Source organism: Providencia sp. PROV141 (assembly GCF_028481645.1).
In the GTDB taxonomy this organism is placed as follows: domain Bacteria; phylum Pseudomonadota; class Gammaproteobacteria; order Enterobacterales; family Enterobacteriaceae; genus Providencia; species Providencia rettgeri.
In genome coordinates, this window is the sequence record NZ_JAMPPR010000037.1 from 46,165 (window position 1) to 60,313 (window position 14,149).

Sequence of the window (14,149 nt, forward strand, 5' to 3'; positions counted from 1 at the left end):
GAAAGAAAGTTGCTTGTCAGGAGTTCGGAGGAGTAATAAAAAGACATTGCGGTTAATTTTTCACCAAATCTGAGGTGGCAAACTAACGCTGAGTGATTACTCTTGTTCCCTTCGCGGGTATTAACCCGATCAGGTTCCGCGGATCCCGAATTAACGGTCTCAGCCTGATGCTATGCATGCTAGGCACTCCGACAAGAGATTTCAGTATAAGCTTTCCTCGTCATTCTTCAAGCGATAAGTGCGTTGGCTGCGCTCGGCTCCCCAAGTCACATACTTATGTATGCTCCTTGAGATATCCTCGTTTGCCGCCTTCTTCTCACTTGAATTATTTAGAGGAAAGAAGAAATTAGAGCGGAATAAGATTATTTTCTCGTCATTCTTCAAGCGATAAGTGCGTTGGCTGCGCTCGGCTCCCCAAGTCACATACTTATGTATGCTCCTTGAGATATCCTCGTTTGCTGCCTTCTTCTAACAAATTGAAATCAAGGTGAGATAAAAATAAGGTTTATAAATTCCACTGATATTGCGGCCAGTGATTTTCTTTGGCGGCTTGGAGGAGACGAGGGTCGCCGTTGATGATAAAGGTTTCGTCAGCGAATTGGCACATCGGAAGATCGTTGGCAGAGTCGGAGTAGAAATACACGTAGGCGTCAGTGATTGGCTGGTGGCGGATCCAAGCTAATAGACGTTTGACTTTACCTTCTTTAAAGGTTGGGATACCGTCTATCTCTGTGGTGTAGCAACCATCTTGTTGCTTAATATCGATGCCCATAGCGACGTCGGCATTGAGTTGATCTGCGATCTTTTTGACAATAAACGAAACAGTTGCGGAGATCACAATAATTGGGATCCCTTTAGCTCGATAATTTGCGATCGTTCTAATCGCTTCAGGGTAGATCCTTGGCAGAATCATGCTTTGCACAAAATCATTTAGCCAGATATCCACTTGCTCAGTTTTTACATTGGCGAGAGTTTGCAGGTTAAAACGTAAGTAAGTCGGCATATCTAATGTGCCTGCATTATATTGCGCCATCATGGCTTTATCCGCCTCTACAAACTGTGGGTCGTTGATAATTTGCCTGTCCCACAGATATTGTGTCCACAATACGCTGCTATCACCTTGAATTAACGTATCATCTAAGTCAAAAATGGCCAGTTGGTTTTGCATTATATTCCTATCTACTTATTAACTAAGTGTGCGAATTTCATTTTTATTAAACATAAGTTCAAGGCGAGTGCCCGGTTCAAATAAACGCTCGGATGAGCGGTTAAGTAAATCCACTGTCATATCACCTGCAGGGGTATTCACACTATAACGAATAATATTGCCGAGCAATTGGTGATCCAATATCACGGCATCAACAGGGTGAGAAATATGGTTACCATATTGGCGACCCGCTTCTTTGACATATATAGACTCAGGGCGGATAGCAAGTGTACCTTGTAAATTAAGGCCTAACATCGTATTGGCTTTTTCGGAGTCAATAAGGTTGTAATGCCCCATAAATCGAGCGACAAATTCTGTTGCCGGTTGGGTATAAATATTCTCTGCCGTGCCACTTTGTACTATCTGGCCTTTATTCATCAGAAAAATACGGTCAGACATAATCATCGCTTCATCTTGATCATGAGTAACAAAAATTGTCGTTAAACCTAATTCGCGTTGAATCTGGCGAATTTGCTGGCGTAAGTGCTTGCGAATGCGAGCATCAAGAGCAGAAAGTGGCTCATCAAGTAACAAAATTTGCGGTTTCATGACTAATGCCCTTGCTAGCGCAACACGTTGGCGCTGCCCGCCTGATAGCTGATGCGGAAATTGTTGTTCTTTTCCTTGTAACTCAACTAATTCGATCACTTCAGCGACTGCTTTAGACCTTGCTTGGCTATCAATTTTACGCATTTTTAAACCAAACGCGATATTGTCAACTACCGTCATATTGGGAAATAACGCATAACTTTGGAACACCATACCCACCCCGCGTTGCTGCGCAGCTTGGTGGGTTACATTCTGGCAATTAATATAAAGTTCACCATCATTAAGTTGTTCAAGCCCTGCGATACAGCGTAATAAAGTCGATTTTCCGCAACCACTTGGGCCCAGTAGGGTAATAAATTCGCCTTTTTTTATAGTAAATTGAATATCAGAAAATACCTGATTAGTGCCAAAAGATTTAGCTAAGTTTTCCGCAATAACATAACTCATCATTCATCTCCTGAACGATTTAATCGCATTGCTAACCATGTCAGCAATAAGGTAAACAGAAAATATGACATCACCAGAGCAGAAGTGAAATGTCCGCTGGTTTGTCGCATATTGAAAAGATAGATTTGCAAGGTTTCATAACGTGTTCCCACAAGGATATTGGCAAATACAAACTCACCCATTAAAAATGAAAATGAAATTAATAATGAGACCAACATACCTTTGCGAATATTTGGTAACACAATCATCATAAAAGCTTGGAAAGTACTGGCGCCGAGTAAATGTGCAGCATCCATTAAGTCATGCAAATTAATGCCTTGAAAGCTATTCGCAAGAGCACGATACATAAAAGGTAATGTGATGGTGAAATAAGTACCAATCAGGATCCAAGGCGTGCCAACTAACATGAATGGTTCATCGGCAAATATTTGCAGCAAGCCCACCGATGAGACGACAGGCGGAATCGCAAAGGGTAAAATAATCAGTAAATCCATCACCCCTTTGAATTTAGGGAAGCGATAAAATACCGCAAATGTCATCGGCAAAATAATTAATGTGCTAACCAGCAACGTACCAAAGCAAATTATTAATGAACGACCAAATGCCATGAGAAAACGCGGGTCTTGCCACAGTTGTAGATACCATTTGATGGACAAGGCATCGGGTAGCACAGTGGCTCCCCAAGAGCTGGCGATGGAATACAAAAATGTGGCAATAATAGGTAGCGCTAATAGGCTAGCAACACTGATTAGTACTAACTTATGGAGCCATAATCCAGAGGGTTTATTGTTATTGGTTATCACTGGGCTAATCACATTATTATTTTGCATGGTAGCTCCGCTTGATTAGCCAATGATGGATAGCAGTAATAAAAGCTAAGATAGCGATAAGTAGCATTGATAACGCAGCAGCCATATTCGGTTCGAGAAACAGATCACCGGAAACTAAACTGGCAATTCGAATAGTCACAAGGTTGTAATTACCACTCGTTAAGGCATAAGTACTGGCGTATGCGCCCATGGCATTAGCAATTAGGATAATAAAAGTGCCAAGTAAAGCAGGAGAAAGCACTGGAATTGCGACTTTTAACCAATAGGTTAGCTTACTTGCTCCCATCGTTTTCGCTGCATCTTCCCACTCCGGTTTTAGTGCATCAAAGGCGGGGTAGAGCAACAATACACCTAATGGGATCTGAAAATACACATACAACAGCATTAACCCGCTGGCGCTGTATATATTAAAATCTTCAATAATTCCCCATGACTTGAGTTGTAAAGTAATTGCGCCATTGAAACCCAAAATAATAATGAACGCGAAAGCTAGGGGAACCCCGCTGAAATTACTGGCCATGGTGGTGAAGGAGATCATTATCCGGCGAATTTTCCCTTGCATTTTATAAATGGAAAATGCCGTGATACTGGAAATGAATAAGCCAATTACACTGCAAATAACGGAAAGCCATAAGGTATTTTCAAACGCTTGCAAGTAAAAATCATTATTGAATACCTCTAGGTAGTTACCTAATGACCATGCTTCTTCGTAGATAAAGCTATTAATGAGCACCCAAATCATTGGGGCGATTTGGAATAGACTAAACAGCACGAAGAATGGCAACAGTAACAGTGCCGCGCGCCAATGAAAACGAGCAAAGCGTTTTTTTAACATGGCAATTTTTCCCTGTTGTTGGTATGTCTGTTCACAGGGGGCAGGAATGTCAGCCATTACAAATCTCCTCGTAATAGCGCATCACAAACCGGTTTGTCGAGAGAGTTGGCACCAAGTAAACGACAAATGGTTCCACAAATCTCAGTTTGCTCAATATTGTAGGGTTGATGAGAAAATTGTGAACCGACAACAAACAATGGGACTAAACACTCTTCGGGGAGTGTTCCTCCGTGGCTGCGATCATTATTCATACCGTGATCACTAGTGATCATAATTTGATAACCTTGCTCAACCCATGTAGGAATATAATTCGACAGGATAATATCTGCATGGCGTGCTGCATTACGGTATTGTGGGGAATCAAAACCAAATTTGTGCCCTGTATCATCTATATTCATAGGATGAATCAATAAAAAATCAGGATCAAATTGACTACGTAAATATTCCGCATCAACAAATAAATGGTCATCAGGGTAATGATCTGCTTGATAAAAGCAGCCATGTTGGATGGTTAGCGACTCATCATGGGTAAAACGGTCTCTTGTTGCTACGAAAGGTGCTCGGTTATACAGTTCACTCACCCAATAATAAGCAGCGGCGGCAGTTGTTTTACCTGCAAGGCGAGCAAGAGAGAATATGCTATCAAAATGGGATAACCGGACAATTTGGTTATTCACAATACCGCTTTTGACAGGAGGAACTCCCGTTAGTATACATTCATATAGAGGGCGAGACATCGAAGGAAGCTCGCACTCTAATCGGTAAAGTGTTGCACTGTCGGCTTTGATTAAACCGTTGAGATAGCCCATACAATGATGGGCTACTGAATAACTTAAACCGTCTAGGACAACAAGTATGACTTTCTCAGACATCAATTTTTTCCTAAAATCAATACGTTAAATTACTGCTGGTGGATCAAAACTTGTTGTTGCCACATTTTAGGGAGATTACGAGACGATTTTTCCCAACCTTCTGCATTCTTAATGGGTTGAACATTTTTATATTGTTCTTCGGGTAGTAATTTGGATTTAATATCATCAGGTAAGGTTAAATATTGTGCACGAATTGGCCGAGCGTAGCCTTCTGCAAGGTTTAATTGGCCTTTATCACTGAAAATAAATTCACGAGCTAATTTTGCCGCATTTGGGTTTTTGGCAAATTTATTGATGATAGTGGTGTAACCTGAAATGACAGAACCGTCAGATGGGATCACAACCGTAAAGCGATCACGGTTGATCTGATCGCGGTAATTCAGTGCGTTGAAGTCCCATAAGATACCAACTTCGACTTCACCTTTCTCGATATTTGCGACAGTTGGATCATTAACGGATAGGCGTTTTTGTTTGGCGAGTTCAGCAAAAAGCTCAATGGCAGGTTTTAGGTTATTTTCATCACCACCACGGGCAAATGCGGCGGCTAGTACAGCATTATTAGCTTGTGCAGCGATACCAACATCCCCAACGGTGACTTTATATTTCCCTTTTAGTAAATCATCCCAGCTTTTCGGTGCATCTTTCACTAAGTCATTATTAATCATGAAAGCAATAGACCCCGTATAGGCTAAAGCCCAATGACCGTCTTTGTCTTTTGCCCAATCAGGAATTTGTGACCACGTTGTTGGTTTATAAGGTTGAGTCACTCCCTTTTGCACGGCAACAGGCCCAAAAGAAGCACCGACATCACCAATATCTGCCGTCGCATTATTTTTTTCTGCGGCAAATTTGGCAATTTCTTGAGCTGAGCTCATATCAGTATCTTGATGCTTCAACCCATATTGTGTCGCTAAGTCTTGCCAAGTTCCTTTCCAGTTAGCCCAAGTGTCAGGCATTCCAACGCTGTAAACTTGCCCTTCTTTTTTCGCTGCATCGATTAACTCTGCTAAATTAGTATCAGCAGCTAATGTCACACTGGATGCGGTCAATGATAGTAAAATCGCAGGAACGATAGTTTTCATTATTTTCTCACTTTTGCAGAACGGTGAACCGTATTGGTTACTTAGCATCCTAATTTTAATAAGTGACAGTTAGTTGATCCTTTTATGACAGTTTTTAGACATTTTATGGAATGGAACGTCTAAAAAGTGTCAAAATTGACAAAGAAAAATAATGAAACAAACGTTTGAATGATATTGTGTCAAAGAAGTGTATTGTGTCATTAATAGATTGCTCTTATCGACAATAAAAACTAACAAAAGATGTGAAAAATGAATAAGTTAAAATTATCAGGAACAGAAAGTGGTTGGTGGTTCATCTGTTTTTCCGGGCGTTTGTGGTTACCTCATGGAGACATTCCACGAGGTATGGCAAAGGACTATTTGTTAGAAGGAAAAACAGCAACGCCAATCGGTGAGTGGCAAGGGGAAATCGTCTGGTTGATCGCCGAAAAAATGCCATCAGATATGGCATCTCCTCGTCTCGTTGCTGCGCAAGATGAAGGTTTATTTCGTCTTGCTGGGCGAGGCGTGCAATTGGCGGAATTCTATCGCTCTCATCGTTATTGTGGCTATTGTGGTACGGCAATGCGCCATAGTGAAACAGAATGGGCGTGTTTGTGTGACCATTGCCATGAGCGTTATTATCCGCAGATTGCCCCTTGCATTATCGTGGGAATTCGTCGTGATGACCATATTCTATTAGCTCAGCACCGGCGCCATTCACAAAATCCATTATTTACCGTATTAGCGGGCTTTGTTGAAGTCGGTGAAACATTAGAAGAAGCTGTTATGCGCGAAGTCATGGAAGAAAGCCATATAAAAGTAAAAAATATTCGTTACGTATCTTCACAACCATGGCCTTTTCCTCATTCCTTAATGATGGGATTTCTTGCGGATTATGAGAGTGGCGATATTAAAGTAGACCCTAAGGAACTGGTGAGCGCAAATTGGTATCATTACAATGAATTACCCTTGATCCCACCGGCAGATACAATCGCTAGACGTTTGATTGAAGATACAGTCGCATTGTGTCGTCAGAGTGAATATGAAACGGGCAAATAGCACAGCGCTGATATTGTTACCATTAACATGATACAATAATGAACTTCGCTCTTAGCCATTTGCGGCGGCCACTTATAATAATGGAGTAAATAATGACTGAGTTAAAAAATGACCGCTATCTACGTGCTTTGCTACGTCAGCCTGTAGATGTGACCCCTGTATGGATGATGCGTCAAGCAGGGCGTTACCTGCCTGAATATAAAGCAACACGCGCTGAAGCTGGTGATTTTATTGCTCTGTGCAAAAACACCGAATTGGCTTGTGAAGTGACATTACAGCCATTACGTCGTTTTCCATTAGACGCTGCAATTTTATTTTCTGATATTCTCACTATCCCTGATGCAATGGGGCTTGGGTTATATTTCGAAACGGGTGAAGGCCCACGTTTTCATAAACCGATTATGAGCGCGGCAGATGTAAAAAATATCCCTATTCCTGATCCTGAAATGGAACTTGGTTATGTGATGGATGCTGTTCGTGCCATCCGTAAAGCGCTTGAAGGTAATGTGCCACTAATTGGTTTCTCTGGTAGCCCGTGGACACTAGCGACTTATATGGTGGAAGGCGGTAGTAGCAAAGCATTCACTAAAATCAAAAAGATGATGTACGAAGACCCGAACACATTGCATTTGTTATTGGATAAACTGGCAGACAGTGTCATTTTATACTTGAATGCTCAAATTCGCGCAGGTGCACAGTCCGTGATGATTTTTGACACATGGGGTGGGGTCTTAACTAAGCGTGATTATTTACAGTTTTCATTGAATTATATGCATAAAATTATTGATGGCTTAATTCGTGAAAATGATGGTCGCCGTGTTCCTGTCACCTTATTCACTAAAGGTGGCGGCCAGTGGTTAGAGGAAATGGCCGCAACGGGTTGCGATGCATTAGGCCTTGATTGGACGACTGAAATTGCAGATGCTCGTCGTCGTGTCGGTGATAAAGTTGCTTTACAAGGCAATATGGACCCATCCATGTTATATGCGCCACCGGCTCGTATTGAAGAAGAAGTGCAAAATATTCTATCAGGCTTCGGCCAAGGTGAAGGGCACGTATTTAATTTAGGTCATGGTATCCATCAGGATGTTCCACCTGAGCATGCAGGTGCATTTGTCGATGCTGTTCACCGTTTATCTCGCCAATATCATCAATAATTATCGTTTATTGATCTTCTTGATTTGTGGTGTATTTATAGAATCTTGTAAGTACACCATTATCATCTATGATTAAGAATAATTAAATCTCATAAGCAATGGATGCATGATGGTTTTAGATACTCAATTGTTACGAAAAGAACAAGCTAGCCAGGCTTCAAAAATCATTTTGCAGGATGAATTTACACCACTCAAACTGATTGGTGGAGCCGATGTAGGCTTTGAACAGCAAGGTGCTATTACGCGTGCGGTGGTAGCTGTACTATCTTGGCCACAGTTAGAACTTGTTGAGTATCAAATAGCTCGAATACCGACTCAATTGCCTTATATACCGGGGTTACTTTCTTTTCGTGAAGTCCCTGGGTTAATGGCGGCGTGGGAAAAAATACAAAACAAACCTGAATTAGTGCTTGTGGATGGGCAAGGGATTGCACATCCGCGGGGGTTTGGTGTTGCCTGCCATTTTGGGTTACAAGCGAATATAGCCACAATTGGTGTTGCAAAAAGCCGTTTATGTGGTGATGCGGTTGAGTTAAGTGAAGAGCCTGAAAGTGTTCAGCCGTTAATGGCAGGTGAAAATCAACTCGGTTGGGTGTTGCGGAGTAAAAAACGCTGCAAACCATTATATGTTTCGCCGGGCCATAAAGTAGGTTTTTCGTCTTCCCTAGCGTGGGTTAAGCAGTGTCTAAGAGGCTATCGGTTGCCAGAACCGACGCGTTTTGCTGACGGAATTGCATCAAATCGAACGTTTTTTAAGCGAATGAATGAGAAAATCAGCTAATTATCAGCAAAATATGTGGCATTGACAGATTTTCAGGTAAACTGCGAAGTATTAAGATTGATGAGTCAGAAATTATGTTAAGAAATCCCATTCATTTGAGGTTGGAAAAATTAGAAAGCTGGCAACATACTACTTTCATGGCGAGCCTATGTGAAAGAATGTATCCGAACTTTCAAATGTTTTGTCAGCAAACTGAATTTGCCGATGCAAAAGTTTATCGTTCCATCCTTGATTTAGTTTGGGAAACTTTGGTCATTAAAGATAGCAAAGTCAATTTCGATAATCAGTTAGAAAAATTAGAAGAAATTATCCCATCAGCAGATGATTTCGATATGTATGGTGTGTATCCAGCTATTGATGCCTGTATTGCATTAGGTGAAATTATTCATTCGAAATTGAGCGGTGAAACCCTCGAACACGCAATATTGGTTAGCGAAGCATCCATTCGTACAGTTGCCATGCTCGAAATGACTCAAGCAGGGCGGGAAATGACAGAAGAAGAACTCAAAGAAATCCCGGCCGTTGAAGAAGAATGGGATATCCAGTGGGACATTTTCCGCTTACTGGCAGCTTGTGAAGAGCGCGACTTAGAGTTAATTAAAGGATTAAAATCTGACCTCCGCGAAGCGGGGGTGAGCAATATAGGTATTACTTTAAGCTGATTTTCGCATTTTCATTATCGAAAACGTGACTTGACGCAGTAATGCTGAGTACTAAGACTTCACATTTGCCCCTACTCTGGTCTACATTTAGGGGCGAGAAGAAGTGGCTATCGGGGGCGTGTATCAGGGGCTGTCAATTTGGCATATCCGACGCACTCGATGCTTTGCAAACGATAAACACACTGTGTAAGGATAATTTATGAACAAGACTGAATTAGTTGATGCTATCGCAGAATCAGCGGACCTGACCAAAGTTCAGGCAAAAGCGGCATTAGAATCTACTCTGAATGCTATTTCTGAAACGCTGAAAAAAGGCGAACAAGTCCAACTGGTCGGTTTCGGTACTTTTAAAGTTAGCCATCGTGCTGCGCGTACTGGTCGTAACCCACAAACTAAAGCAGAAATCCAGATTCCTGCTACAACTGTACCTGCTTTCTCTGCCGGTAAAGCACTGAAAGAAGCTGTAAAATAAGAACATTGTACAGCCGAATCACCAGAGGGGGTAAAAAACTACCCCTTTTGTTTATTCAAAAAGGGTTGCTGGTGTTGGGAACTATCTCAATGCTAAGCGCCTGTTCTTCTAATGCACCAAAGCTCCCTGAGTTTAGTGCAAGTGGTTTTATTGCCGATGATGGCGTCATTCGTATGTGGCGGCTAAATAATGCAAAAAGCCAACCTCTGGTCTTAATGGTGGTTTATAGCCCCTATAAAGGTACAGACACTTCCGTTAATTTCTTCGAGTATCGCTCTGGTAACCTCTGGCAAATTCGTAGCCAAATCTTGAATCAAAAAAATGGCGATATCACCGAACAATTACGCTTCGATAAAAATAATGACGTTATTTTTATGCAGCGTGCTCAAGATGGCCATAAAACATCACTTTCGGCTGATGAAATCACGCGTTGGCGCTTTGAAGCGGAACGCGTACTTGAGACAAACACCGCACTGATTGTCGGCGGCGTCAAACTCTATCAAGGTCGCTGGCAACAAGGAAAAGTGACCACATGTGAAGGTGATGTGCGTGAAGTGGCTTTCGAACCCTATGCTGAAAATTGGTTGCAAAACCGTGCAAAAGTGTGGCATTCCCAGCTAAATTTAGCGTGGTTGGAGTCTTCAGAGGGAAACCAGCTTTTGATGGTAGCTGATACCGATTTTTGCCGCTGGCAACCTTCTAAAGATAGCTTATAAATAATCGCTCGTCGTCTTTCGAGCCTCAGCTATATTGCTACGTTCGCTCACTCTAGTTACATACTTATGTATGTTCCTAGAGATTCTCTCTCTTGCAGCTTTGCTGTGATTCGAAATACTTAGAGCCATTGTCTGTGTGAATGGTCAAAGGCAAAAACAAGTTCAAAAAATAGAAAATAAAAAAGCTGATAAAAGTTTCCTCTTATCAGCTCAGGGAATGGTTTAGTACTTTGTCTTATTTTATACGAGCGATAGCGCGGTAGCCGATGTCGTTGCGGTAGAAGCTATCATTCCAGTGAATGGTTTTGGCGACTTCATAAGCTTTGGTTTGTGCTTTAGCAATATCATTACCCAATGCCGTTACGCATAGGACGCGACCACCAGCAGTCACGACTTCTCCATCTTTCATGCGAGTACCAGCATGGAAAACTTTACTATCCGTGGATTCAGTGGTTGGTAAACCTGAAATTACATCGCCATTGTGGTAATCACCTGGGTAACCACCTGCAGCAATTACTACCCCTAAAGCAGGGCGCTCATCCCATAATGAATCTTTACCCGCTAACTCACCTTTCGCACCCGCTAGGCACAGAGCAACTAAATCCGACTGTAAGCGCATCATAATAGGTTGAGTTTCAGGATCGCCAAAACGGCAGTTGAACTCGATAACTTTTGGGTTACCTGCTTTATCAATCATCAAACCTGCATATAAGAAGCCTTGATAGCGGTTTCCTTCTTGGTCCATACCTTTAACTGTAGGGTAAATGACTTGTTCCATCACGCGCTGGTGTATTTCATCTGTCACAACAGGAGCTGGGGAGTAAGCGCCCATTCCACCTGTATTTAGGCCGGTATCACCATCCCCAACACGTTTGTGATCTTGGCTAGTCGCCATTGGGATGACATTTTCACCATCTACCATAACGATGAAACTCGCTTCTTCACCATCAAGAAACTCTTCGATCACGATACGGTGGCCTGCATCACCAAAGGCATTCCCTGCTAACATGTCATGAACAGCTTCTTTCGCTTCTTGCAGAGTCATTGCAACAATAACCCCTTTACCTGCTGCCAGCCCATCTGCTTTGATCACGATTGGCGCACCGACTTTATCTAAGTAAGCTAAAGCAGGTTCAATTTCAGTAAAATTTTCATAAGCCGCAGTAGGAATATGATGACGAGCTAAAAAATCTTTGGTAAATGCTTTTGAACCCTCAAGCTGTGCAGCACCTTGGGTTGGGCCAAAAATAGTTAAGCCAGCAGCTTTAAATGCATCGACTACACCAATAACCAATGGTGCTTCAGGGCCGACAATAGTTAAACCAATTTGCTTATCTTTGGCGAATTGAAGCAATCCATTGATATCAGTTGCCGAAATATTGACGTTTTCAAGGGTCGGCTCTAATGCTGTGCCTGCATTGCCTGGGGCAACATACACTTTATTTGCTAAAGGGGATTGAGCCGCTTTCCAAGCTAAGGCATGTTCACGGCCGCCGCCACCAATAATCAAAATATTCATTACTAGACTCCTAATAAATTAGTGACGGAAATGACGCATATTAGTGAAAATCATGGCAATACCATGTTCATTTGCCGCCGCAATGACTTCATCATCACGGATAGAACCACCTGGTTGGATAACACAGGTTACTCCAACAGCAGCTGCGGCATCAATACCATCGCGGAATGGGAAAAAGGCATCTGAAGCCATTGCACAGCCAGCGACTTCTAAACTTTCATCAGCGGCTTTAATACCTGCAATTTTTGCAGAGTAGACACGGCTCATTTGCCCTGCACCAATTCCAACGGTCATGTCATTTTTGGCATAAACAATCGCATTCGATTTCACAAATTTCGCGACTTTCCAGCAGAACATGGCATCTTTTAATTCACGCTCTGTAGGTTGGCGGTTTGTGACTACACGTAGCGCTTCCTTTTCAACCATACCTAAGTCACGGTCTTGTACCAATAAACCACCATTCACACGTTTAAAGTCTAAGCCTGCAACTGGTTTGCTCCATTCGCCACATTCAAGTACGCGAACGTTTTGTTTAGTCTCAAGAATAGGTAATGCATCTTTAGCAACAGAAGGTGCAATAATGACTTCCACAAACTGGCGATCGATAATGGCTTGAGCAGTTTCTTTATCTAATTGACGATTGAAAGCGATAATGCCGCCAAAAGCAGAAGTTGGATCAGTTTTGAATGCGTTATCATAAGCAGCATGGATAGAATCACCGATAGCGACACCACAAGGGTTTGCATGTTTAACAATGACACAAGCAGGTTCTTCGAATGATTTAACGCATTCAAGAGCCGCATCGGTATCAGCGATATTGTTATAAGACAGGGCCTTACCTTGGATTTGCTGAGCAGTTGCAATAGATGCTTCTTTTGGGTTTTCTTCTATATAAAAAGCGGCATCTTGATGGCTGTTTTCTCCATAACGCATATCTTGCTTCTTAATAAAATTTAAATTCAAGGTGCGAGGGAAGCGGCCAGAAGGCTGGGTCGTATCACCATAATAAGGGGCAACTAATTCACCAAAGTAATTCGCAATCATGCTGTCATAAGCTGCAGTGTGTTCAAAAGCTTTAATTGCGAGGTCAAACCGCGTAGACCAATTGAGCGAGTTTTCGTGGTTATCCATTTCATCAATAATGATTTGATAGTCATTACTATTTACTACAATTGCTACGTCTTTATGATTTTTAGCCGCGGAGCGCACCATGGTTGGGCCGCCGATATCAATATTCTCTACAGCATCTTCAAGGGTACAATTTGGTTTTGCCACCGTTTGGGCAAACGGATATAGATTAACAACGACCATATCAATAGGTGCAATATCATGCTGTTGCATAATGGTATCATCCGTACCACGACGACCTAAAATTCCGCCATGCACTTTCGGGTGCAATGTTTTTACTCGGCCATCCATCATTTCAGGGAACCCTGTGTAATCTGAAACTTCAGTTACGTTTAGTCCTGACTCAGCGAGTAACTTTGCAGTACCGCCGGTAGATAAGAGCTCAACACCACGTTGAGATAACGCCTTAGCGAATTCAACAACCCCTGTTTTATCAGACACACTAAGCAGGGCACGACGAATAGGACGAAGCAGTTGCATGAGATAGATCCCTTGGATTTGAATAAATAAGGCAATAACGAATATCAGTCAGTCAAAAACTCAACGAGCTTTTCTTATATACCTATTATATCTATTGATGAAAGCAAAGCGGAATTTGCCAGTTTTCTCAATAACAATATATAAGTCACTAACAATTTCAGAACATAAAAACAAAATCAATGCTGAAATTTCGAGCCAATTGTAACGCAAACGTTTGCGTAATGCGCGATAATTTTAAAATTATTTTCAGGTTGTGGATAACTTCGTGCATAAGTCGGTATAAGTGGGGGTTTTGCTGTGGAATGCAGCAGTTGAATAAAAAAATGCAAAAAAGGGGTTGCCAGATTTTTCTGACTCCCTATAATGCGCAT

14 protein-coding genes and 1 riboswitch are annotated in these 14,149 nt (G+C 42.0%); of the genes, 6 read left to right on the forward strand and 8 right to left on the reverse strand.

All coding sequences use genetic code 11. The features are described from left to right. Window positions 1-89: 89 nt before the first annotated feature. Window positions 90-201, reverse strand: a riboswitch (TPP riboswitch). Window positions 202-505: 304 nt separating this feature from the next. From PSF09_RS19940 to PSF09_RS19965, 6 genes are read right to left on the reverse strand one after another with little or no spacing between them, the layout of a single operon-like run. Next, window positions 506-1,168 (reverse strand): HAD family hydrolase, encoded by a 663-nt coding sequence (locus tag PSF09_RS19940; RefSeq protein ID WP_272666547.1) that lies wholly within the window; start codon window positions 1,166-1,168, stop codon window positions 506-508. Between the two features lie 18 nt (window positions 1,169-1,186). Beyond that, a complete protein-coding gene (locus PSF09_RS19945) occupies window positions 1,187-2,203 on the reverse strand; it encodes an ABC transporter ATP-binding protein (protein WP_272684404.1) in 1,017 nt (338 codons plus the stop codon). Continuing rightward, window positions 2,203-3,033, reverse strand: a complete 831-nt coding sequence (locus PSF09_RS19950; RefSeq protein ID WP_272666548.1) for an ABC transporter permease — start codon at window positions 3,031-3,033, stop codon at window positions 2,203-2,205. Before PSF09_RS19950 ends, PSF09_RS19945 begins: the two co-directional genes overlap by 1 nt. Then, window positions 3,023-3,925 carry an ABC transporter permease gene (locus tag PSF09_RS19955; protein ID WP_272666549.1) on the reverse strand — a complete coding sequence of 301 codons (903 nt, stop codon included), beginning with the start codon at window positions 3,923-3,925 and terminating at the stop codon, window positions 3,023-3,025. Before PSF09_RS19955 ends, PSF09_RS19950 begins: the two co-directional genes overlap by 11 nt. Next, window positions 3,925-4,740 carry an alkaline phosphatase family protein gene (locus tag PSF09_RS19960; protein ID WP_272684399.1) on the reverse strand — a complete coding sequence of 272 codons (816 nt, stop codon included), beginning with the start codon at window positions 4,738-4,740 and terminating at the stop codon, window positions 3,925-3,927. The genes PSF09_RS19955 and PSF09_RS19960 overlap by 1 nt, the downstream gene beginning before the upstream one ends. A 29-nt stretch (window positions 4,741-4,769) precedes the next feature. Further along, window positions 4,770-5,822: an ABC transporter substrate-binding protein gene (locus PSF09_RS19965; RefSeq protein WP_272684400.1), complete on the reverse strand. Its 1,053-nt coding sequence runs from the start codon at window positions 5,820-5,822 to the stop codon at window positions 4,770-4,772. Between the two features lie 249 nt (window positions 5,823-6,071). On the opposite strand from PSF09_RS19965, the gene nudC reads away from it, so the two are divergent. The 6 genes from nudC (at window position 6,072) to PSF09_RS19995 (ending at window position 10,651) form a co-directional block, all read left to right on the forward strand. Next, window positions 6,072-6,863, forward strand: a complete 792-nt coding sequence (gene nudC, locus PSF09_RS19970; protein ID WP_272684401.1) for an NAD(+) diphosphatase — start codon at window positions 6,072-6,074, stop codon at window positions 6,861-6,863. 92 nt (window positions 6,864-6,955) lie between these two features. Further along, window positions 6,956-8,020 (forward strand): uroporphyrinogen decarboxylase, encoded by a 1,065-nt coding sequence (gene hemE / locus PSF09_RS19975; protein ID WP_004264519.1) that lies wholly within the window; start codon window positions 6,956-6,958, stop codon window positions 8,018-8,020. 109 nt (window positions 8,021-8,129) lie between these two features. Next, a complete protein-coding gene (gene nfi / locus PSF09_RS19980) occupies window positions 8,130-8,801 on the forward strand; it encodes a deoxyribonuclease V (protein WP_272684405.1) in 672 nt (223 codons plus the stop codon). Between the two features lie 74 nt (window positions 8,802-8,875). Next, window positions 8,876-9,463, forward strand: coding sequence for a YjaG family protein (locus PSF09_RS19985; protein ID WP_109913182.1), 588 nt, complete (start codon window positions 8,876-8,878; stop codon window positions 9,461-9,463). Window positions 9,464-9,662: 199 nt separating this feature from the next. Further along, on the forward strand, window positions 9,663-9,935 hold the full coding sequence (locus tag PSF09_RS19990; protein ID WP_004264522.1) for an HU family DNA-binding protein: 273 nt from the start codon (window positions 9,663-9,665) through the stop codon (window positions 9,933-9,935). A gap of 71 nt (window positions 9,936-10,006) precedes the next feature. Next, window positions 10,007-10,651: a DUF1481 domain-containing protein gene (locus tag PSF09_RS19995; RefSeq protein WP_336298621.1), complete on the forward strand. Its 645-nt coding sequence runs from the start codon at window positions 10,007-10,009 to the stop codon at window positions 10,649-10,651. Between the two features lie 235 nt (window positions 10,652-10,886). Here PSF09_RS19995 and purD read toward each other — a convergent pair whose 3' ends face one another. Together purD and purH are read right to left on the reverse strand one after the other, a co-directional pair. Next, on the reverse strand, window positions 10,887-12,170 hold the full coding sequence (gene purD / locus PSF09_RS20000) for a phosphoribosylamine--glycine ligase (protein ID WP_272684402.1): 1,284 nt from the start codon (window positions 12,168-12,170) through the stop codon (window positions 10,887-10,889). 18 nt (window positions 12,171-12,188) lie between these two features. Next, window positions 12,189-13,778 (reverse strand): bifunctional phosphoribosylaminoimidazolecarboxamide formyltransferase/IMP cyclohydrolase, encoded by a 1,590-nt coding sequence (gene purH / locus PSF09_RS20005; protein ID WP_272666553.1) that lies wholly within the window; start codon window positions 13,776-13,778, stop codon window positions 12,189-12,191. Between the last annotated feature and the right edge of the window lie 371 nt (window positions 13,779-14,149).